The organism is Amycolatopsis sp. TRM77291, from assembly GCF_054166285.1.
Genome location: NZ_JBSZHF010000001.1, coordinates 5491435 through 5513743, shown reverse-complemented (window position 1 = coordinate 5513743; position 22309 = coordinate 5491435). Strand labels below are relative to the sequence as shown.

The following is a 22309-nucleotide window of genomic DNA, read 5'->3' as shown; positions in this document are numbered from 1 at the left end:
GAGACCACCGGGACCAGCACCAAGTGCGCGTACAGGAGACACCCTGCGGGAAGGGCCAGCGCGATCCCCGAATCATTGAACGTCTTATTGCGAACTTGCGCGCCCGGCAAGTCAGCTACCGGCTGTCAAGCGGGACACTGCAGGGGCGGAGGCCAGTTCGTCCGGTTCCACAATTTCAGCGTGATCTTCGGGTGAGGGATAACCAGAATCCGTCGGCACCGCCTTGCCCGCGAATGGGAACAAGCTGCAACCGCGGCAGCCTGCTGAGGGCTATCCACTCGATTGGCGGGCCATGCTGGCGATCGGTGCCTCGCCGCCCGGACCTGACAGGTCGCCGGGTAAGTCCGCGTGCGCTTAGCGAAACTGGTGCGGATTCGGTCTTTTCTCGAAGAGTTGGGGTTGACCCTGCCCCTGGGGCATGCGCTGGGATGGATTCGGTAATCACCGGATCAGACGTGCGGGGAATGAATATGCATCGGAAAACTCGACTCGGCCATGTGTGGGTCTTCGCGACCGTGTTCAGCTTAGGCGCCTCGCTGGCCGCGCCTGCTGTGGCCGCCGAGCCGACGCCGCGGCTGGAGTGGACGGCCTGTCCCGACGACGTGGTGGCGGGCGCCGCCCCGCATCAGGTGCAGTGCGCCACCGTGCCAGTTCCACTGGATTACGCCGACCCGGGAGGCACGAAGATCGACCTGATGATCTCCCGGATCGCCAGCACGAACCCGCGCCAGCGCCGGGGGGTGCTGATGCTCAATCCCGGTGGCCCCGGAGGGTCCGGGCTAGTACTCTCCGCGCAACTGCTGAACAAGGGGCTGCCCACCAGCGTGTCGGACAGCTACGACCTGATCGGCATTGACACTCGCGGTGTCGGCCGATCCGCCCCGGTGAGTTGCGCCTTCACCACCACCGGGCCGTACGTGGCAAACATCCCGCCTTACGCGATCGACGACGCGGCAGTCTTCAAGCAGGCCGCCGTGGCCAAGCAGGTCGCCAAGCAGTGCGTTGGCAATGACCGCGACGACCGGCTGCGCCACCTGACTACCGCGAACAACGCCCGCGACCTGGACCGCATCCGTAGTGCACTCGGTGAACCGAGGACCAGCTTCTTCGGCCTTTCCTACGGTTCGGCCCTGGGCGCGGCCTACGCGTCGATGTTCCCCGAACGCTCGGACCGGATTGTGCTCGACAGCAATATCGGCGACACTTTCCTCGACTACGACGGTATGCGCCGCTACGCACTTGGCATGGAGCAAACGTTCCCCGACTTCGCCGAATGGGCAGCGGAACGGCACGACGCATACGGTCTCGGTCGTACACCCGAGCAGGTGCGCCAGACCTACTTCGAACTCGCCGGAAAGCTTGACAGGCAGCCCGTTGACGGTCTCGACGGATCCCTGTTCCGGCTCAGCGTGTTCGGCAACTTGTTCAACAAGTCGTTGTATGCAAAGCTGGCGCAGCTGTGGCAGGCGTTGGGCCAGAATACCCCGCCGATATCGGGCGCGCAGGCAAGCGCCAAGGCGGGACTGTTGCCCACGGACAACTTCCTCACTGTCTTCCTCGCCGTGACCTGCAACGACGTCGCATGGCCTACCGATATCGAGACTTACCGGCATGCGGTGGCCGGAGACCGTCAGCGGTACCCGCTGTTCGGGGCGTCTGCCGCGAACATCACCCCCTGCGCCTACTGGCCGCACCGGCCGACCGGGCCACCGGTGCAGGTCAACGACGAAGGACCGCAGAACGTGCTGATCCTGCAGAACCAACACGATGTACCCACGCCGCATCGCGGTGGTGAAATGCTGCGGGAAAAGTTCACCCAGCGATCCCGTCTGGTCAGCGTCGAGGGCAGCGGCCATGGAGTCTACGTCCTGGGCGGTAACGCCTGCGCGTTGAACGTGACCACCAGTTACCTGGTCGGGGGCGTCATGCCGCGAGATCAGCGCTGCGGGGCTTCTGCGGAGTAACGAACGCGGAAAACGGCTGAGCCGGCGAAGGATGAGGTAAGCCGGCTCAGCCGAGAACCGACATGTACCCACGTATCACCCGGCCTACAAGCGTCTCCCCGGACACCGGACGACACGCACGGATGACTAAAGGTTGACTGTGCCCTTTGGGCACATCCGACACTACCGCCATGAGCACGATGCATGAGGTTCCCCTTCACCAGGCCCGACGGCGACCAGGCTGGCCCGAACTCGGCGTCGCGGTCCTCACCGCTGTAGTCCTGTACGTGATCGGTTCAATCATCGCCCTGCGGTTGCCGGCCGATGCCCCAATCTCTCCCGGTCAGGCGAACTTCCTCGTCTCAGGTTTCGCGCCGCTGGGTGCATTCGCCGTCGCGGTACTTATCCGCATCCGCGATGTCCGCTCCTTCGGGATGCGACGCGTGCATCCCGCCTGGCTTCTTGGCGCGGCCGTGGTCGGCCTCGTGTGCTTCGGGTTGAGCTGGCCGGTCTCGGCGGTGTTCGATCCGTTCTTCCCGGGCTCCGAGGGCATCCAGCAGAGCTACCGCGACGCCGCGAGCGCCGGAATGCGCTCGCTCGTGATCACCGTGGTGCTCGGCGGCTTCCTCACGCCCCTCGGTGAGGAAGCGCTGTTCCGCGGCGTGCTTGCGAACTTCCTGTTCCGCTGGGGCACCTGGGTCGGCGTGCTCCTCAGCGCGGCGGTCTTCGCCGTCGCGCACGGCATCAACGCCATCATGCCGCTCGCGTTCGTCGTCGGGCTCAGTACCGGGCTGCTGCTGCGGTTCTCGGGTTCCCTCTGGCCTACTGTCGTTGTCCACGCCGTCTACAACAGCGCGAGCATCCTCTACCACGGCGTCACCGGCAGCTGAGTGAGCTGCGCCCCAACCAGACGCGGAAGCGACGCTCCGTTTCCGTCACTCAGGCGTTGCGTGTCTCGGAGGCACGCTGGGATTGAGCCTCATGTTCGGCGGTAGCCCGAGTGGTCGCCTGCGGTGGCAAGAGCTGGACGCGGTACTCGTGACGCCTGGTCTTGGGAGGGAATTGGCCGCTGCCTCGAGTGAACTGGTGCTCGTTCCTAGACTGTCCGGTATGGCATAGGACTGAGGGGGCGGGCATGGCGTGGAGCACGCGACAGCTGGCGGAGTTGGCCGGTACCACCATCAAAACGGTGCGGCACTATCACCGGATCGGTCTACTGGAGCTGCCCGACCGAGCACTCAACGGCTATAAGCAGTATGAGGTGGCTCACCTTGTCCGGCTGCTTCGGATCAAGCGACTGACCGAAGTCGGCCTCTCACTCACCCAGATTCGGGCGATGGGGGACAGTGACGGTGCCCCGGATGACCTCGGCGCGCTGGACGCCGAACTAGCAGCCAAAATCGACCGCTTGCAGCGAGTTCGAGAAGAGCTCGCTGCACTGCGTGAGCACGGTGCCCCCTTGGATTTCCCGGCGCGGTTCGGGAGCGTCGCCGAAGGGCTGTCGGAGAGAGATCGGGCGCTGTTGACGGTGTTTTCCGGGTTCTTGCCGGACGACGCCCTCGATGACCTGCGTCAGCTCATGGAGGAGCCAACCGACGGTGGTATCGATGAGGAATTTGACCGCCTTCCCGAGGACGCTGGCAACGCGATGATCGAGGCCATCGCGAGCCGTTTGGCCGAGTCGATCCGGCGCAGCCACGAGCGGTTCCCATGGATGGAAGACCCTGGCGCCGCGGGGGCGCAGGGCCGGGGCTCCGTCGAGGCCGCGATCGGGTCCGCTGTCGTCGAGCGGTTCAACGCCGCCCAACTGAAGGCGCTCGCTCTAGCGCACGCTCGAATGCAGATCGGCGACTGACTGAACATATGGTCGGCAGGGCGGGTAATACGTAGATCACATCGCGCTGACCGGCCCTAGTGTGTGCGCCAACCGAAGATGGACCACGCCAGGAACTCCTTGGCGCAGAAGTGGTCGCCTCCCGGGTCGACGTTCGATCACCCGAGGGCGAGGGCTCCTTGGGAGGCCAGGGATCTGGGTCTCCCGACCGCTCCGCGACGGTCCGAAAATGCTCGTGCCGTGCGACCTCGAACCCTGACGCCGCTGTCCTGTCTAGTTCGACAAGGTTGTGCGAGCGCGAGCGGGTAGCCCACCAGTGGACTCACCGTGTCCGCCGCGTGGGCAGTCAAGGGCCTCTGGATTTCTATCCAGAATGACCGGGGCCGCCCCTCAGAGCCGAAGGCGGTGGTGTTGACGTCGCTACGCGAGCCTTGAGATGAACAAGGAGTTGGGACTGACGAGTCAGGCGTTCGGCCTCGCCGCGGGCCTGTTCTTCATCGGGTACTTCCTGTTCGAGGTTCCGAGCAACATGGCGCTCGCGCGCTTCGGCGCCCGCAAGTGGATCGCACGGATCCTGATCAGCTGGGGCCTAGTCGCGGCGCTGATGGCGTTCGCGCAGAACGACATCCAGCTCTACATACTTCGGTTCCTTCTCGGGGTCACGGAGGCTGGCTTCTTCCCCGGAATCATCGTCTACCTGACCTTCTGGTTTCGGGCCAAGGAACTGGCCACGGCGACGGCGTTGTTCACTGCGGCCCTTCCGGTCTCCTACGTCATCGCATCGCCTCTGAGCACGCTGATCCTCGACCACGTCGCCTGGGGCGGGTTGTCCAGCTGGCGCTGGATGTTCCTGCTCGAAGCGCTGCCCGCAGTGATTCTCGGTGTGGTCTGCTACTTCGTGCTGGTCGAGCGGCCGGCCGACGCCAAGTGGCTCACACAGGAGCAGAAGGATTGGCTAACCGCGGAGCTGGAAGCCGAGCACGCAGACCGCCCGAACCGCGAGCGGCTCGGTACCTGGAAAGCGATCTCTAACCGCAAAGTCCTGTACTTGGCGGTAATCTACTTCGTCTACCAGGCTGGTTCACTCGGAGTCGGATACTGGATGCCGCAGATCGTCAAGGGGTTCTCGAAAACTCTGTCCAATACCCAGATCGGGCTGATCGGCATGATCCCGTACGTCGTCGCCACAGTCGCGATGATTTGGTGGTCCCGTCGCTCCGACCGGACGGGCGAGCGCAAGAGGCACACCTACCTGCCGTTGGGGGTGGCCGCGGTGACGATGTTCTCCGCCGCGTTCAGTGGGTCGCCCGTAGTCGCTGTGCTGATGATCAGCCTCTCCCTGGCTGGGCTCTACGCGTTCAAGGCGCCGTTTTGGGCGGTACCGACGCTGTTCCTTAACCGCGGCACGGCCGCGATCGCCATCGCCGCCATCAACTCCATCGGTAACCTGGGCGGGTTCGTCGGTCCCTACGCCATCGGTCTGGCCAAGGACGTCACGGGCAGCAGCAAAGGCGGCTTGATCTTCCTGTCCGTTCTGATGCTGGTCGCCTTCGTCATGGCGCTGCTGATCAAGCTCCGCAAGGACGACATCGCGACGGAGGTCGTATCGGTCGGCTCGACCGGTGACGCGTGAGTATGCCCTGGCCACGACGCCGTTCCTGACCGCGGCGGGGGCCAAACCGGCGCTGTGGCTCGCTGGGAACATCGCCACCCGTCACGCCTGCTCACCCAAGGAAACACCGTGATCGCTTATGTCGGATCCCGTACCACTACCGAACGCGCAGGACACGGCAAAGGCCTGTCTATCTACCACGTCGACCCTAAGACCGGTCACTGGTCGCTCATCCAGCTCATCGAAACGGTCAACCCCACCTTTCTCGCTCTGGAGCGCACCCGGCGGTTCCTTTACGCTGTGCACGGGGACTCCACCACAGTCAGTGCGTACGCCGTATCCGCTGTGGACGGAACGCTCACGTCACGTGGTGCCCAGGAAACCAGTGGTAAGAACCTGGCCCACATCAGCGTCGCCCCTGGCAACCGGTTCGTTCTCGTCAGCAACCACTCCAGCGGATCGGTGGTTACCCTGCCCATCCACCCTGGTGGCACGCTCGGCCCCGTCAGTGCCAAACTCGAGCTGATCGGCACGCCCGGCCCGCACCGCACCGAGCAGATGAGTTCGAAACCTCACCAAGCCGTGTTCGACCCGTCGGGGAGGTTCGTGGCCATCCCCGACAAGGGGCTCGATCGGATCTTCATCGCGCGGCTCGATCCAGAAACCGGCCAGCTCGAAAAAGCCGGATCCGTCCCCACGCGGGAAATGGCCGGCCCGCGGCACCTCGCGTTTCACCCGCGCCTGCCCGTCGCCTATGGCATCGACGAACTACGCTCCACGGTCACGACGTACCGCTGGGAAGGTGGACGGCTGACTCCGCTACAGATTCTGCCGTCGACCCCGCCTACGTTGACGGGCGACAGCCGCGGTGGCGAAGTCGTCGTCGAGCCACGTGGGCGCTTCGTCTACGCGACTAACCGCAGCGGAGCCGGGGGACTCTGCTCCTGGAGGCCCCGATCCGGACACCGTCGCCATCTTCCGGGTCGTTGGCGGCACTGGGCTGCTGGAGCCTGCCGGCTGGCAGTCCACTTTCGGTATCAGACCCCGGTTCGCAGGTGTGGGCCTTGGTGGCAGGACTCTCTACGCGGCGAATGAACGCAGCGACTCGATTGTCGGATTCCGCATTGAGAGCGACGGTCGACTGGCCGCGACTGGGGAGACCGTGGCAACCGGGTCACCCGTCTGCCTCGTGTTCGCGCCGCATACCTCGTGACGTCGAAGCCCGGCCGGTCTTGATCTCCCGCACCACGTCCAGATGTTCGCGCAGGAACTCGGACGCCTTCGCCAACTCCCCGGCTTCCACGAGGTCGAGGAGCTGGAGGTGTTCGCGGGCCTGACGCACGAGGCGGGTGCGATCGGTGTGGTGCCGGTACTCGATTAGCCGCCGGACGCGGTTGACCCGCCGAACCGCGTCGAGGAGGTAGGCGTTCCCTGCACAGGACACCAGCATCTCGTGAAAGCCGGAGTTGATCCGGAACAACTCGTCGCTGGGTAGCAGGACGATGTCGCCGTGCAACAGTGCCTCCTGTTGCTGGCGGTGCACCGCGAACGCGTCCCGGTCCGGTCTGAAGCTCTCCTCCAGCATGGCGGCGGGCTCCACAATCATCCGGAACCGGTAGCTCTGGTCATGGGCTTCCGCAGTCGACAGCAGCCGCTGGAACTCCCAACCCCGCCCTCTCCGGCGGCGGATAAGGTCCTCCCGTTCCATCCGGGTCAGGACACGATTCGCCTGTTGGGTGGTCAGCCCGTACCGGCGCGACACCTCCGCCGAGGTGAACTCTCCTGTGAACCGGCCGCTCAGGTGGTCGTCGCCGATCTGGAAGTACACCTGTTCTTCCGGGTCTGCTCCCGCTGAAAGATCCGCATGCCGAAGTTCCGTAGCAGCCCGGTTCAGGAAGTACCCGCGGTTGGGTTCCTGACGGACCAGGCCCAGCTCCGCCAGCAGGCTCAACGCACGGCGCACCGGAGACCGCGACACACTCAAAGAGTCCGCGAGCCATTGCTCGGGCACGTGTGCGTCTTCGGGCAGGTCGGACCGACGCAGCAGATCCACCACCTGCATCGCCAATGACGTCACCGGCATCGAAGCTCCTTTCGAACATCTCCCGCCCGACCATCGTATTCGTCGGCCAGCGAATGGATCCTCAGCAGTCGATTGTCGTCGCGAGCAGGCTCTCGGGCTGAGCGGCCAGGTGACTGAGCGAGTCGTCGCCGTACAGAGCGAGTCACATGGGCCACCGCCCCCTTGGCCGCAGCGACGACCGGGGTGGCGAGCGGTCCGGCTTCGGCGAGAACGGCGCGGTGCAGGGGGGCTTCGAGGCAACTGCAGACACAATGTGGCCTCAGTGTTGTTCGAGGTCGTCGCCTTGACCGCCGTTGAGGTCAACTCACGACGAGGTGACCGTTCAGTAAGGGGCTTAGGAATCGGCCGGTGTGTGACTCAGGGCACGCTGCGACTTGTTCCGGGGTGCCCTGGGCAAGTACTGCGCCGCCCCGCTTGCCACCTTCGGGCCCCAGATCGATCAGCCAGTCGGACGCTTTGATCACATCGAGGTTGTGTTCGATCACGACAACCGTATTGCCGGCGTCGACAAGTCTATGGAGCACGACCAAGAGCTTCCGCACGTCTTCGAAGTGCAGTCCTGTGGTGGGCTCGTCGAGAACGTACAGAGTTCGGCCCCTGGTCCGTTTCTGGAGTTCCGCAGCGAGCTTGACCCGCTGCGCCTCACCTCCGGACAACGTCGTGGCGGACTGACCGAGCTTCACGTAGCCTAGCCCGACGTCGTTAAGCGCCCGGAGATGCCGCGAGATGATTGAGTGCTCAGCGAAGAAATCCAGGCTCTCTTCCAGTCGCATGGAAAGGACATCGGCGATGGACTTGTCCTTGTAGTGAACCTCGAGGGTCTCACGGTTGTACTGGGCGCCGTGGCAGACTTCGCAGGGCACGTAGACGTCGGGGAGGAAGGTCATCTCGACCTTGATGGTCCCGTTCCCGTAGCAGCTCTCGCACCGGCCGCCCTTCAGGTTGAACGAGAACCGTCCCGGCTGGTAGCCGCGTACCTTGGCTTCCGGGGTCTGGGCGAACAGCCGGCGGAGAAGATCGAAGACACCTGTGTACGTCGCCGGGTTCGACCGAGGGTTGCGGCCGATGGGAGACTGGTCGACGCGGACGACCTTGTCGATCTCCTCCGCACCGGTGATGCTGCGATGCCTGCCTGGAACACCGTGAGCCCGGTACAGACGTTTCGCCAGAGCGGTGTACAAAATATCGTTCACCAAAGTGGACTTACCTGAGCCCGAGACGCCAGTGACCGCGACCAGCCTGCCGAGCGGGAACGACACCGTCACGTTCCGCAAATTGTGTTCCGCCGCGTCGTGGACGGTGATCTCGCGGTCCTTGGCGCCTGCCCGGCGGACGGTCGGAACCGGGATCTCGCGACGGCCGGAAAGGTACGCCCCGGTCACTGAAGTCGGGTGATCGAGCAGTTCCTGTGTGGTTCCGGAATGGATGACCTGCCCACCGCGGTCGCCCGCTCCCGGCCCGATGTCCACCACCCAGTCAGCGACCTTGATGGTGTCCTCGTCGTGCTCGACGACGATCACGGTGTTGCCCCTGTCGCGCAGCCGCTCCAGAGTCTCGATTAGTCGTTGATTGTCCCGCTGGTGTAGGCCGATGCTCGGCTCATCCAGGACATATAAGGCACCTACGAGCCCCGAGCCGATCTGCGTGGCCAGCCGAATCCGCTGCGCCTCGCCACCGGAAAGACTGGCGGCGGGCCGGTTCAACGACAGGTAGTCCAGGCCCACGTCGAGCAGGAAGCGCAGACGTTCACCGATCTCCGCAAGCACGCCTTCAGCGACACGACGCTCTCTGTCAGTAAGTGGCAACTCCTGGAGGAAGGCCAAGGTTTCGTCGATCGGCATCGCGGTCAGCTCGGCGATGTTCCGTTCGCCGACGGTGACCGCGAGCGTGCTCGGTTTGAGCCTGGTACCCGCACACGTGGCGCAGGGTACTTCACGCATGTACCCGCCGAACCGGTTCTGTGTTCCGTCGGTGGTCGCCTCGGTGAAGCGCCGCTTGATATGCGGGACTACACCTTCGAATCTGGTGAAGTAGGACCGTTCGCGGCCCCACCTGCTGCGATGGGTGATGTGGACCTGCTCCGGAGTTCCGTATAGCAGGGTGGCCTTCATCGTGGCGGGCAACCGCCGCCATGGGGTCAACATGCTGAAACCCGCTTTCTCGGCAACCGCCTCGAGCAGCCGCATGTAGTACTCGGCGCCGCTGGTCGAAGTCCATGGGGCGATCGCTCCCTCAGCGAGTGTCTTCTCCTCGTCCGGGATGATCAGGTCAGTGTCGACTTCCATTCGCGTACCGAGGCCGGCGCACTCTGGGCAGGCGCCCCATGGCGCATTGAACGAGAACTGGCGGGGTTCCAGTTCGACGAGGTCGATGTCGTGACTGCGAGGGCATGCCATTTTCTCCGAGAACCGAACCTCCCGCCGTGGATCCGCAGTGGCGAGACCGACGAAGTCGACGACGGTGACGCCACCAGAGAGGGCCAAGGCGGTTTCGACGGAATCAGTCAGTCGTTGTGTCACGCCTAGTTTGATCGCCAGCCTGTCCACGACGACATCGATGGAGTGCTTCCGTCGTTTGTCCAGGGTTGGCGGTTCCGCCAGAGAGTGGACTTCACCGTCGATTCGTATCCGACTGAAGCCGTCGGCCGCTAGTCGGCGGAAGACCTCGTCGTGGCCGCCTTTACGATCACGGACGACCGGGGCGAGCACCTGGAAGCGAGTGCCTTCCGGCATGGTCAGCAAGCAGTCGACGATCTCCTGGGTGGTCTGGCGGCTGACCGGTTCACCGCAGACCGGGCAGTGCGGCCTGCCTATCCGGGCGTACAGGAGGCGGAGATAGTCGTAGATCTCGGTGATGGTGCCGACCGTCGAACGTGGGTTGTGACTGGAGGTCTTCTGGTCGATCGCGACAGCGGGAGACAGGCCCTCGATGACGTCCACATCGGGCCTTTCCAGTTGACCGAGGAACTGGCGAGCGTATGCCGAAAGGGATTCGACGTAACGCCGCTGCCCCTCCGCGAAAATGGTGTCGAAGGCCAGGCTCGACTTGCCGGAACCGGAGACACCCGTGAAAACGACCAGCGCATCTCTGGGCAGCTCGATATCGACGTCGCGGAGGTTGTTCTGGCGTGCGCCCTTGATGAGTAGACGGTCGTTCACAACGAAACCATACCGCCGCCCACGCTCCGGTGTTATCAAATATTCACGCTTTCGAGATACTCTCGTTATATGGGGCTCAGGGCACTGGCGGAAAGTCAAGTTTATGTGGCCGACGCCTCACTGTGCCGCGATTGGCAATAAGTCAACTCAAACGAGATCGAAGGCAGCTGGCTGATATGCATCAGGACGCTAGCCGGAGTCGTTGTTCGTGATCATGGCCGAGCAGTGCTGCACGATAACGTCGTTCGCTTGTCGGTTCAGACCCAGCATGTGAACAGAGGCAAGGGAGTGATTAACGACTCATCCGCAGCGCCTTCATCGAAGTTGAGGTGCGATCGGTGGTCAGCAGCGGCACAAGCCAGTAACCGGGCACGTAGCGCAGAGCGCATGAGCACAACAAGGTGTCAACGCGGCTAAATGGCCATTTCCGGCTCGGCAAGTTGGACTGCGGCTAGGAGCTGATGGCATTGACGGCTGGCATCCCAAAAGAGTTTGGCATGCGACTACGTGGTTGGCTGGGCCGACAGTTTAGTCAGCTATAGTGGAGTGTGTCATCGGGCGGTCTGATGACGTTCGCACTTCGCATTGAAAGAGTGGTCGGTGAGGACTCGGGAACGCGACACTGACAGGACTCGCCGAACGGTGCTCGACGCCGCCGCGCAAGCCATCGTGACTCACGGCGCTGGTGTGAGCCTCGATGAGATCGCGGCGCTCGCAGGCGTATCAAAAGGTGGCTTGCTGCATCACTACCGCTACCGCGACTTGCTTCTGCTTGCGGTAGCGGAAGATCAGATGACGCGGTTTGCAGAGGCGGTTCATGCCGCAGTCGACACGGATGACCACGTTCAGGGCCGTCTGGTCCGTGGCTATGTTAACGCCACCTTCGATGCCCTCTGTGACGACTCAACGCCCCACGAGTATCTCGCGTTGGTCTTGGCGCTGAGCGCAGTACCAGGCGTGCGAGAACTCATACACGAGCACAAGCGCAGCTGGGAAGTGTCCTTTGCTGCCGACGGGTTGGACCCGGAACACGCCCTGGTCATCACGCTAGTCGCGGACGGCGCAGCTGCCGCTGGACTTTTCGAGAGAAGCTACGACATTGATCAGTTTGAGCGCGTTCGGGACCGGTTGCTAGACCTTAGTCGCGGAGACGCTCCGCTCGTGCAGCGGTGATGGTGGCGAACTAGTTGATCAGGGTTCCGCTGCCCGCCGATCGGCGTCCCGGAGCGAGGCCGGAGAGACGGGGGTGCCCGGAGTCTTACGAACTTGTACCCGCGGGTGTGGACGCCGACCAACGGTACAGCCTCGTCTTTTCGTCCTTCTCTCATCGGTACTCGAAGAACGTTCACTTTGTGTACGAAGCCCGCCGGGCGGTAGTCACGACCTTCTTGGCGTCCTCGGTGCTGAGTAGTCCCGCGTCCCGCCATATCATCGTCTTGGCCTGGACACGACGGATCAACTCAGCCTTGCCGGTGAATGGCGCGCCCGCCCAGATCTCGTCGAGCAGGGTGGTGCCGTCGGCCTTCGCAGGATTCGGCACGGTGGAGTCGAGGGTGCCGAATACGATCGTGGGCTCGTCGCGGTGGAAGTAGACGTGTGTCGGATCCTCGGTGCCCTCGAAGAACGGCGCCAGTTCGACGCCGTCGAGGGTGAAGTGCAGTGGCTTGCCCGTGACCGGTTTCAGCGTGGACAGCAGATCGCCCGAAAGCCCGGCGTTGCGGTACAGGCCGAAACGCAGGAACGTCGTGCGGGGATCGCGGGCGACGAGGTTGACCGGGCCGTAGAACAACGTCTGGGTCGCGGGGGCGTCGGCTGCTCGTTCGACCTGCAGCCGGAAGGGCGTGCGGATCTGGACGGTGTCTCCGTCGCGCCAGGTCCGGGAGATCGGGAAGTAGCTGCCGGGGACGGCGGCCTGGTGTACCGCGCGGCCGTTGACCAGGACCTCGAAACCGGTCGTGCACCACGCCGGCACCCGCAGGCGGAGGGTGAAGGAACCCCTGCCCCGCATGGTGATCATCGATCCCTGCTCGTACGGGAACCCGGTCCGCTGCACGAGGGTGATCCCCTTTTCCCGCCAGGACAGCGTCGACGGGCTGTAGAGGTTGACGTAGAGGGAGTTGCCGTCGGCGCCCTTCAGGTACACGGTGTCCTGGTATTTGGTCGCACTCTCCATCCCGGTGCCCTCGCAGCAGGTCGTTCCCGCCTTCGGGGTGTAGTCCCGGACGTGGCCGGGCACGAGCCCGATGAAGTAGGTGACCAAAGGCTTTTCCGCGTCGGCCTTGTCCTGTTTGGACCCGAGGACCTGGTTGTAGAGGGCGCGCTCGTAGTAGTCCATGTACCGAGGATCCTGTTCGTGGCAGAACAGCATCCGGCCGAGTTTGAGCAGGTTGTACGCGCAGCAGGTTTCCGCGGTCACGTCGGTGAGGGTGCCGGCGATTAGCCCCGGCGCCTTCCAGAACTCGGCGGTGCTCGTCCCGCCGATGGAGTACATCCGGCCGGGGACGACCATGCCCCAGAAGTTCCGTGCCGCGTCGAGGTAGTGGGCTTCGCCGGTTTCGTCGTGGAGCCGGACCAGTCCGGTGAGGATCGGGATGTGCTGGTTGGCGTGCAGGCCGGTGAGGATGTCGGTGCCCGCGACGCAGGAGTCGATCAGCCGTTCGAGGTCGAAGAGCCGGGCGAGCGCGAGGTGGTCGGGGTTTCCGGTCACGGCGTGCAGGTCGCAGATCGCTTCGACGATGCCGCCGAACTCGCCGCTGGAGAACAGTCCCCACATCCTCTGGAGCGTGCTCTTCGGCAGTTTAGACAGCCGCGAATACATCCAGTCGCCCATGCCGGAAGCGAGGTCGAGGGCGCGTTCGTCGCCGGTGTTGGCATGGGCGTCGAGCAGGCCGCGGAGGATCTTGTGCGCGGTGTAGTAGGGCGCCCAGACCTTCGTGTAATCGCTGCCGGTCATGGACTCAAGTGTGATGAACTGCGTTTCCGGGTAGGCGGCGAGGAATCCGGGATGGCTCGGGCCGCCCCACGTCCGGCGCAATTTCGCAGTGCCCGCGTGGCCGGACCGGTCGACGAAGGAGCCCGTGGTCTCCGCGAACGTGTATGACGCGAGATCGCCGGTGGCCGAGCTGTGCTGGAGTCCCGCGATCTCGTCGGCGCTGAGCGCTCGTGACCACAGGTTCGTCTCAGCGAACGCGCCCGCGAAAGCCGGGTCCGGGTACATGGAGCGGCCGAGCCAGTGGTTGCGCAAGGTGCCCAGCGCGGCGGGATTCAGAGTCATCGCGGTGTTTCGGCCCGCCTCGAAGCCGTTGACGTACAGGGTCCCCGTAGTCCCCGCGATGGTGATCGCGAGATGTGTCCACGTGTTCAGCGGCAGAGCGGCTGTGCCGTTGATGGCCTGTTCCCGCCCGGCGCCGCCGTCGGTGATGGCGAACCGCGGGACTCCCGTCGCATTCCGGGCAGCAAGGTAGAGGTAGCGATTCGTGTCGTCGCCGAAATCGAACACCCTGGCCCACACCGACTCGTGGGACGGCCGGACCCAAACCGAGATGGTGATTTCGGGCGCGGTGCCCAGCATGCCCGGCGGAAGTTCGATGTACTGCGACGAACCGCGGACGTTCTCGATCGCGGGGCCGAACGGTCCTTGCGTCGTGAGACCGACCGGGTCCTTCCGCAGCGCCGCGCGGACTTCGGTCAGCGCGCCGATCATGGTGCGGATCTTGTCGGCGAACACGGCCTCGCCGGTGCTGCCATAGGCCTGGGAAAGCATCGACAGGAAGTGGCCCGTGTAGTGGCCGCGGAGGTTGCCGTTCGCCTCTCCGTCGAGGCCTTCCCAACCGCCGGGCGCGACCACGCCGAGAGTGGCAAGTCCCGCGTTGGCCCGGAAAACCTGCAACAGCCGGTTGACGTCGTATCCGCGGCCGTAAGCCAGCATCAACTCTTGTTTCGAGGCGAAGAGACCTTGCTGCAAGGTCACGGCCGAGAGCTGGAACGGCTGTACGGTCCAGCGTGCCGGTACCGGCACGCTGCTTGCTCTCGCCGCGGTCGCGGGCGGCGCCGAGGCACAGACGGCGGGTACGGCCGCGGTGAGTGCCGCCGCGCGCAGCAGGGTTCGGCGGCTGACGATGGGTTCCATACGAGGCCTCACTGTCTGCTGCTGTTAACGCTAACACTTTGGGAACCGGTGGTGCGTACGTATTTGGGGAAGTCGCGTCAGTGTTGGCTATCGTGACAACTGCGTCAAGACCCGAACGGCCCCTGTCGCGGACAGGTGAGCACTGGGGTCATCGATGATCACGGCTAGCTCCGGCCATCTAGTCGACTTTGAGCGCACAGGGAGTGCCTGCGCGCTGTCCGGTCTCGCCGAGCGCGTCGGGTGGATCACTTGCATGACGGCGGCACTGTCGCTGAGGGCCACGCGTGGCAGGTCACGGGCCGACCTGTGAGGCTCAGCTTCGCTGGAGACGCGACTCCTGATCCCGCCCAGATGTGGCGACACTCCGGCGATTTCGGCCAGCATGACAGCGGCTTCACGAGCCCCAGTTCGGTGCGGAAACCGCAGCGTCCCGGGGCCATCCGTGTCAGCGACCGGGCGAATCTCCAGTTCTGCCGACGACCAGACAGAAGTCATCCGCGCTTCCCGAGACCAGTTTCTTAGAACAAGGACCTGTTCGGCAGAACTAACGGCATGGAAACACCTCACGGCGGACCAAGGCCCCCTGCTTCATCTGAGACACCCGAGATTCGTCGAAACGTACCTCGTAGATCGCGTCCACCAGCAAGGGCTGCCGCTCGCGGCAGAGCCACTGCTCGCTGGTGGGTGCTTACTGGAAGCCTTCCCCACCAGCGAGCAGTGGCTCTATGGTTTCTCGCCCCCTCCCCGTGGTCATGCATGAAGTGTGGATCGTTGAATAGGAACATCAGTCGGTTGTCGACATAGAGATGTTCCACGCATGGCTTCCGCCGGTGGTCTCTGGTCGATCGGTGCCTCGACCACAGCGTCCTCGATTGCCCGAACCGGGGCCATCGCAGCCGCGTTGATCAGTGCGTCGGGGTCTGGGAGATCGCGGTGCACGGTGAAGCGACGACAGCCTGCCCGGGCCGGACGGTGCTGGCAGATCGATGCGGTACGGGATTGCTCACGACCTAACCGGAACGGGTGCACGAGTGTGGCAGAGGGGATGCGACGTCGTGTGGCTGGTTGTTTCCTTGGCGACCACCCATATCAGTGGGAGCAGGTGGAGCAATCGGCACCGTGACTCGGCTCGCTGGCGGGGACGTCGAGTGCGGGATTGCGGTCGAAGAAGTTGGTGGGGACCAGCATGAAACTGGCGACCTCGGTCGGCATGACAGGCCAGTCCTCCGAACGGGGAATGTGGGTGACGCCGACTGTGTGCCAGAGCACGATATCGGTGTTCTCGACTGAGCGGTTCGCCGCGGTCCAAGCTGGTAGGCCGGCCCCGGACAGGTCTGCATTGGGATGTTCACCGGCGGAGCGGACCTCAGTGGGGGAGTATGGCGTCACCCAGACGTTCTTCGTCGCGAATCCAGCCCGCTTCACCATCAGGGATGGCTCTTGGGCGATGAGGGTATCCGAAGCCCAACCGGGCAGGAGTTTGTAGCCGACCGGCATCCCCCATTTGTTCCTTTTGTTGGGGTTGACCACTGTCCAGTTGCGGGCGGTCTGGGGGTTGGTGAGCCCGTCTCCGTCCTGCTCGCGAGCGATCAGCGTCTTGGTGAGTCCGATGGCGTTGCCGTTCGGGTTGGACGGGCTGACCGGAGGCGCGCTAACGTCGTTCTGGTATACGGAGTTCTGCCAGCCGTCCACCTCCATGTCGAGGCGGAAGGAGAACAGATGCTGGTGGTAGGTGGCTGCCAGATTCTCGGCGATCGGGGTCGCGTGCGCAGGGATCTCACCGGCCTCGATCGAGCGGGTCTGAACCACGCCGAGGAGCTTGGTGTCGACCTCGATGTGGCCGTCTTGGAAAAAGTTCCAGTAGAATCCGTAATGGTAGTTACCAATGGTGGCGATAAAACTGACCACAAGTTTGCGAGAGCGGCGGACGTCGACCTTGCCGGTGACCCAGTCGGTGTGCTTCCACAGGATGCCGGCGTCCTCCTCGTGGATACAGATTGCGTTCTCGATGGCGGTGGGGTTCCCGTCGTCATCGGCCATGATGGCGTCGAGATAGACGATCTCGCCGAGACAATCGCACCCGAGTAGGAGCGAGTTGGCCAGCTTGCCAAGACCGAATTCCCCGGCGTCGAAGGCGCTGCGCCAGTAGTGCGCGCCGTTCGGGTCGCCGTAGGGAACCAGCATCTCAGACAGCGAGCCGCGATGTATGACCGAGCGGTACTCATCGCCATCCCGATACTCGACTCCGTGCAGCACCAGGCCCTCGAGCGGATGCATGTTGATCCGGAAGCGCCACTTCTGCCAGCTCATCTCCGGGCCGTCCAGCGTGAAGCCTACGCCCTGAGGCTGCGTGATCTCTAGTGGCTTGATGTCGGCACGCAACGGCTGGTTGTGTTCGGGCGTGTAGTTGTCGCACGTAGAATTCATAGGCTTGACGCCGTAATCTTCGATCGCGACAACCTCCCGCCGCACGGTGTCGACGATCGCGATGACGCCCTCGATCACGTGCGCGTATCCGTTGTCGTCGGGGAAGTGCCGGTAGTAGGACAAGCAGCACCACAGCCGACGACCGTCGAAGTCGAGGTCGCTCCGGTTCCCAGCCCCTAGTGGGTCGAGTTGAACCAGGCTCAGATCGCTGATACCTCGCTTGGCAAGGGCTTTGATGTATCGAGGGTCCGCCTTGGCGAGTTCGGCGGCTAACTCAAGCTCCTCAGCCAGCATAGGTGCACTGCCGTCGGCGATCTGGGCCGTCCAGGCAACCGATTTGGTCTCGAGGTCGACTACGATGTCGTATGTGGCCGCTGAGGTCCGGTCGAGCACCATTGCGCGTGCCCGTCGGGACACAGTTTTCCCTGCTCGCAACAGCGCCTTGTCGGGCTCGTCGGTGAAAATGGCTGCAAAGCCGGGCCGCTTGCCGCCGATTCCCACCGCACGGATTGTCTCGGCGACTGTGGAGATTTCGTCGGCCGTGAGCGCGTCGAAAAGATGGCCGTACATATTTAATTCCTTTCTAGCGCGATCCGGCTACGACACGTCGTTCCGCTCCATCGCGGCTCGCAGTTCACCGTCTCGGGTTGTGACTCGGGCTGTGAGCAGCCCAGATTGACTAAGATGTACCGTGGCTTAGGGCCACGTCGATGGAGTGCGAGCCTGGCTCTCTTCCCATCAGCTCAGCCTGAACCCGACGGAGATCCCGGATCAATCAGTCGGGAGCCTGCGATGTCAGCGGCGCCTTCTTCGACCAACATGTCCCTCACCGTGCTGTGAAAGCATTGATGGACGTGCCCATCGCGTCGCCAGATGCGCCGCGTCCTTGATTGCCGGTCAACGGAGTTGTCTGCATCGTCCCTCCATGCTGCGAGACCTCCCGCCGCGGAAGCTCTCGCCGGAATATCCCACGAACGACGGTCAAGAACACCTGAACGGTCCGGTGACTGAACCACGAAGGGCGCGGTGCTCCTCACAAGAGGCTCGGGTGAGGTTGCTCTGGCGTCGGCGTCGGCTGGATCCTGGGCGACTCGTCAACTTGGGGACATCGGTTCCGGCACCTCCGAATCACTCTGCTGCGGTCCTGTGGAGTTGGCAAGAATCACAGTTGTGCCGGTGTTCAACGGTGGTTCGTGTGACGGTGGGGCGAGGTGGTCCAAACGGCGGTGTGGGGGCGGGGGTGTGCAGGAGGGCTTGGGAAGCTACGCAGGGCTGCGGGGCTGAGACGGTGATTCCAGAAGGGAACGGTGCTGGTGTCGTCGACGGCAACAGTGACAAGGGCGGTGGCGTGGGGTGAGAGCCTGTGCTGCCTGAGGCGGGTCCAGGCAGTGCAGTAAACCGTGGTGCGACCTAGGTGGACGAGTGGTTGTGGTGCTGTCGCCGATGTGGTGCCGCAGGGTGTCTGACACGATGGGTTACTGCACTGATGCTGACGGTGAGCGGGACGGCTAGTCTGCTGCTCGAGGGTGTGTTCGGTCTGACCTGGGACCGGCTGTGTTATGCAGGCCACCCGCTCAGAACTTGTACGCACGTACCAGAAATGTTAGGGTTGACCTTGCTATCCCCTGTCTGGGGCGTCTTTCATTTCTGTGAAAGCTGTAGTCTCTAATGTCTATTTCAGTGCGGCGATCCGCCGTATTTGCGCTGGCTGCCATCGTAGGGTTGGCGCCGTTCGCTGTCGACATGTATCTATCCTCCCTGCCGGCGATCAGTCAGGAATTTGCTGCGCCGGTCTGGGTGAACCAGCTGACTCTCACGGGCTACCTGTTGGTGCTGGGTGTGGGGCAGCTTGTCGCGGGACCTATCACCGATTCCGTGGGGCGTCGTGGTCCACTGATCGCGGGGTTGACTCTGTTTGTCATGGGTGCGCTGTTAGCAGCTGTGGCACCGACGATTGAGGTACTCGTCGCAGCACGCTTGCTGCAGGGCTTGGGTGGTGCGATAGCCGTAGTGGTGGCCAACAGTTCAGTCCGTGACCGAGCGCGAGGGGAGGAGGCGACCCGTCTGTATGCGGTCTTGCTCACCGTTATGGCATTGGCGCCAGTGATCGCGCCGGCTGTGGGCGGGGTCGTCGAACTGCACTTCGGTTGGCGCACCGTGTTCATAGTGCTCGCTGTTCTGGGCGTGCTGGTGCTTTTGTGTGCCCTATTCCTCCTGCCTGAGTCGCTGCCAGTCGCTAAGCGCGTACCATTCGCTGTTGCGGATGTCATGGCGGGCTACGTGGAACTCGGGCGTACTCGTGCCTTTCTTGCTCCGCTGGCGGCCTTGTCTGCGGTATTCATGGTGCTGTTTGCATATATTGGGGGTGCCTCTTATGTCTATCAGAATGTCTATGGGCTGAACGCCGCGGTGTTCGGCATGGTTTTCGGCGCGACCGGCCTGGCGCTCATCATTGGAGCTTTCGTTGCCAGCAGGCAACCGCTGGGGCTGGCGTCGGCCACGCTGGCTTGGGCAGGAATCATCGCGATGGTCGCCGGGGGAGCCCTGGCATTCGCAGCGATCAAACTAACATTGTCATTGTGGGTCGTTGTCGTTGGAATGGCACTGATCCTGTTCGGGCTTGGCGCATGTGAACCGGCGTTGATGAGTATGTGCATGAGCGCAGTCGGCGAAGGCACGGGAAGTGCAGCTGCAGTCATAGGCGCAGCTCAGCACGTACTCGGTGCTGCTGCCTCCGCTATTGCCGGAGTTGTGGCGGCTGCGACGCCAGCAGGGTGGGCGGTAATCTTGTTCACCTGCGCAGTAGTCGCTCTCACGTTTGCCATACTTGCCAACAAGGCAGGTCAAGAAGGGCGCTTACCCAGTGCGGCGGCGCCGGAAGCGGCGAGCTGACTGATCGCAGGGGAAGATTACTGATCTGCTCAGCGGGCCTGGCTGTATTCTAGCAGCCAGGCCGCTATTCCACGTCTATGTGTATAGTCAGGCGACGCCTCATCTTAATTCAGGGAAGTAAGTCTAGATTCGTGCGTGATCGCACCTTCGAGCATGAGCCAACCATGCTGCTTCCTGTCAGGCGGGGCATCCGATCGTTCGTCTGGCCCTCTGCCGGCGGTTCGGACGGTGTCCACGCGGCTCATTCCCTACGCTAGGACGGTTGGGTTCGCGATGCAGTGAGAGACGGGGATGAGGGATGATCCAGAGTGTGATCGCCGCCGCGCTGGTCGTGCTGCTGTGGGCGATGGCAGCGGCACGGCTGGAGAGGTGGCAGATCAGTGCGCCGATGGCGATGGTCGTCGCGGGACTGGCTATCGGATTCAGTACCCGCAATGTGCTCGGGACCAGTCTCAATACTGAGATCGCCCAGCATGTCGCAGAGCTCATCCTCGCGTTGCTGCTGTTCGTCGACGCAACTGCGGTCAAGGGTGGACCCCTGGGGCACGACCGTCGGACTGTTATCCGACTTCTTTTCATCGCGCTGCCGTTGACCATCGTGTTCACGATGGGTGTCGGCCAGCTTGTGCTGCCAGGACTAGGATGGGCGGCGGTGCTAGTCATCGCGTGTATCATTGTGCCGACTGATTTTGCTCCAGCCACTTCGGTTATACGCGATGTCCGGGTTCCGGAACGTGTCCGGCATGTCCTCAACGTGGAGAGCGGATACAATGATGGGATCGTAGCGCCGATATTCGCCTTCGCGCTCATACTCGCCGGGAGCCACGATCAAGCGAAGACACCTATCGATGCGCTGAAGAGTGCAGTCCCGGCCGCGCTCCTGGCCGTTGCGGTCGGGTTGGTCGTCGGCGTGCTGGCCGCGATGGCGATGAACATTGCGGGCCGCCACGGTTGGTCCACCGCTCATTCGCTCCGCGTCGCGACAATCGTCGTGCCGCTGCTGACCTACGGGACAGCGGTCGCCGTCGGAGGCAATGGTTTCGTCGCGGCATTTCTCTGTGGAATCGCCTACAAGGCCGCGCGACATCCCGCCGGTGACGAACTCGGCCTTGCCGAGGACGTCAGCATGTTGTGTGGCCTGACGATGTGGTTCGTGTTCGGCAGCGCCGCGGTGCTCTTGCTCGACTTCGGCGTCGATTGGGGCGTGATCGTCGTCAGCGCCGTCGCATTGACCGTCGCCCGGTTGATTCCGGTCCTGTTGACGTTAGTGCGGACCGACTTACCACGGCGAGACCGCCTCACGCTCAGTTTGCTTGCCCCGCGTGGCGCCGCCTCCATCGTCTTTGGTCTCCTCGCCTTCAACTCCCTCGATGGAAATTCAGCCGACACAGCGTTGAGCGTCATGGTCGTTACAGTGCTAGCCAGTGTCATCATCCATGGTGCTGGGTCCTCCATCCTCCTCAATCGCAACTGACGGATTTAGCTTGTCAGCTAGCAGATCATTCTGGCAGGTCGATCGAATGTTCCGCCACAATGTTTGGTCGTCGGGCCGATGACAGACTGAACATGATTCCGTCCGAATAGGTGATTCGGCGCGCTACTGCTGCTCTTCGCAAATCGGCGAGATGGAATTCTAGGTCTACCCTTGCCGATCGCAGTACCCCGAGGCATAATGTAATACTTTCATGCGCTACGCGTGTTGATTGTCAGTCGGCGGAGTAAGGCACCCGCGACCGCGCGGCGTTCGGCGAGTCACAACCACATCGGACATCGACGCGACGCCGAGGGGGACGCCGGACTTGTAGCACCGGGTGGATCAGGATTCATCAGCGATGGCGTCGCCGAGGACTCCGAGCCCTTCTCGGATCAGGTCGTCGGAGATCGACAGGGGAGGCACGAAGCGAATCACGTTTCCGAAGCTGCTCGTTACGAGCACGAGCAGGCCGTTGTCATGGCAGCGTCGGAGCGATTCGGCGCCGCTGTGACGTTGGTAGCGCTGACCTGACGGTCGATCAGGCCGACGAGCGGCATCGCTCGCCTCGGCGGCGCAGTTCTGTGGCCCCGCCGGCCAGCGGTACGGGTAGGCCATCGGAGTCTGGTACACCTCTGGCGCGAAGGGGCCGAAGCGGTCCTTGGCGTTCGCGCGGGTTCTCGCCGCGGTCCCGCGACGGTGGCGGGCCGCGCGACGAGCTGCGGCCGTACCTCGTGGTCATCGTGAGCCGCGATGGCCT

13 protein-coding genes and 1 pseudogene are annotated in these 22309 nt (G+C 63.4%); 9 read left to right on the top strand and 5 right to left on the bottom strand.

All coding sequences use genetic code 11. The annotated features are described in order from the left end of the window. Nucleotides 1-428: 428 nt before the first annotated feature. From ACXIZN_RS25445 to ACXIZN_RS25420, 6 genes and pseudogenes are all read left to right on the top strand, one after another. Nucleotides 429-1964, top strand: coding sequence for an alpha/beta hydrolase (locus ACXIZN_RS25445; protein ID WP_457957256.1), 1536 nt, complete (start codon nucleotides 429-431; stop codon nucleotides 1962-1964). A gap of 146 nt (nucleotides 1965-2110) precedes the next feature. Continuing rightward, nucleotides 2111-2833, top strand: coding sequence for a CPBP family intramembrane glutamic endopeptidase (locus tag ACXIZN_RS25440; protein WP_457957255.1), 723 nt, complete (start codon nucleotides 2111-2113; stop codon nucleotides 2831-2833). Nucleotides 2834-3078: 245 nt separating this feature from the next. Further along, nucleotides 3079-3798: a MerR family transcriptional regulator gene (locus tag ACXIZN_RS25435; protein ID WP_457957254.1), complete on the top strand. Its 720-nt coding sequence runs from the start codon at nucleotides 3079-3081 to the stop codon at nucleotides 3796-3798. A 415-nt stretch (nucleotides 3799-4213) separates the two neighbouring features. Further along, a complete protein-coding gene (locus ACXIZN_RS25430) occupies nucleotides 4214-5410 on the top strand; it encodes an MFS transporter (RefSeq protein ID WP_457957253.1) in 1197 nt (398 codons plus the stop codon). Beyond that, nucleotides 5400-5522, top strand: a complete 123-nt coding sequence (locus ACXIZN_RS25425) for a hypothetical protein (protein WP_457960745.1) — start codon at nucleotides 5400-5402, stop codon at nucleotides 5520-5522. The genes ACXIZN_RS25430 and ACXIZN_RS25425 overlap by 11 nt, the downstream gene beginning before the upstream one ends. After that, a pseudogene (locus ACXIZN_RS25420) lies at nucleotides 5465-6602 on the top strand (lactonase family protein). Before ACXIZN_RS25425 ends, ACXIZN_RS25420 begins: the two are co-directional and overlap by 58 nt. Here the strand turns inward: ACXIZN_RS25420 and ACXIZN_RS25415 are convergent. Then, nucleotides 6564-7472 carry a GntR family transcriptional regulator gene (locus ACXIZN_RS25415; RefSeq protein ID WP_457957252.1) on the bottom strand — a complete coding sequence of 303 codons (909 nt, stop codon included), beginning with the start codon at nucleotides 7470-7472 and terminating at the stop codon, nucleotides 6564-6566. The pseudogene ACXIZN_RS25420 and the gene ACXIZN_RS25415 overlap by 39 nt on opposite strands. Nucleotides 7473-7771: 299 nt before the next feature. Beyond that, the gene (gene uvrA, locus ACXIZN_RS25410; RefSeq protein WP_457957251.1) at nucleotides 7772-10630 is read right to left on the bottom strand and encodes an excinuclease ABC subunit UvrA; all 2859 of its coding nucleotides are present in this window, start codon (nucleotides 10628-10630) and stop codon (nucleotides 7772-7774) included. 642 nt (nucleotides 10631-11272) lie between these two features. Here uvrA and ACXIZN_RS25405 point away from each other — a divergent pair. Next, the gene (locus tag ACXIZN_RS25405; RefSeq protein WP_457957250.1) at nucleotides 11273-11803 is read left to right on the top strand and encodes a TetR/AcrR family transcriptional regulator; all 531 of its coding nucleotides are present in this window, start codon (nucleotides 11273-11275) and stop codon (nucleotides 11801-11803) included. Between the two features lie 172 nt (nucleotides 11804-11975). Here the strand turns inward: ACXIZN_RS25405 and ACXIZN_RS25400 are convergent, their stop codons facing one another. Continuing rightward, the gene (locus tag ACXIZN_RS25400; protein WP_457957249.1) at nucleotides 11976-14759 is read right to left on the bottom strand and encodes a beta-L-arabinofuranosidase domain-containing protein; all 2784 of its coding nucleotides are present in this window, start codon (nucleotides 14757-14759) and stop codon (nucleotides 11976-11978) included. 1089 nt (nucleotides 14760-15848) lie between these two features. Further along, entirely contained in the window at nucleotides 15849-17756 is a 1908-nt protein-coding gene (locus tag ACXIZN_RS25395; protein ID WP_457957248.1) for a primary-amine oxidase, read from the bottom strand. Between the two features lie 1110 nt (nucleotides 17757-18866). On the opposite strand from ACXIZN_RS25395, the gene ACXIZN_RS25390 reads away from it, so the two are divergent. Next, nucleotides 18867-20078 carry a multidrug effflux MFS transporter gene (locus tag ACXIZN_RS25390; protein WP_457957247.1) on the top strand — a complete coding sequence of 404 codons (1212 nt, stop codon included), beginning with the start codon at nucleotides 18867-18869 and terminating at the stop codon, nucleotides 20076-20078. Nucleotides 20079-20376: 298 nt separating this feature from the next. Further along, nucleotides 20377-21552, top strand: a complete 1176-nt coding sequence (locus tag ACXIZN_RS25385; RefSeq protein WP_457957246.1) for a cation:proton antiporter — start codon at nucleotides 20377-20379, stop codon at nucleotides 21550-21552. Nucleotides 21553-21894: 342 nt separating this feature from the next. On the opposite strand, the gene ACXIZN_RS25380 is transcribed toward ACXIZN_RS25385, so the two are convergent. Next, nucleotides 21895-22167: a hypothetical protein gene (locus ACXIZN_RS25380; protein WP_457957245.1), complete on the bottom strand. Its 273-nt coding sequence runs from the start codon at nucleotides 22165-22167 to the stop codon at nucleotides 21895-21897. Nucleotides 22168-22309: the final 142 nt, after the last annotated feature.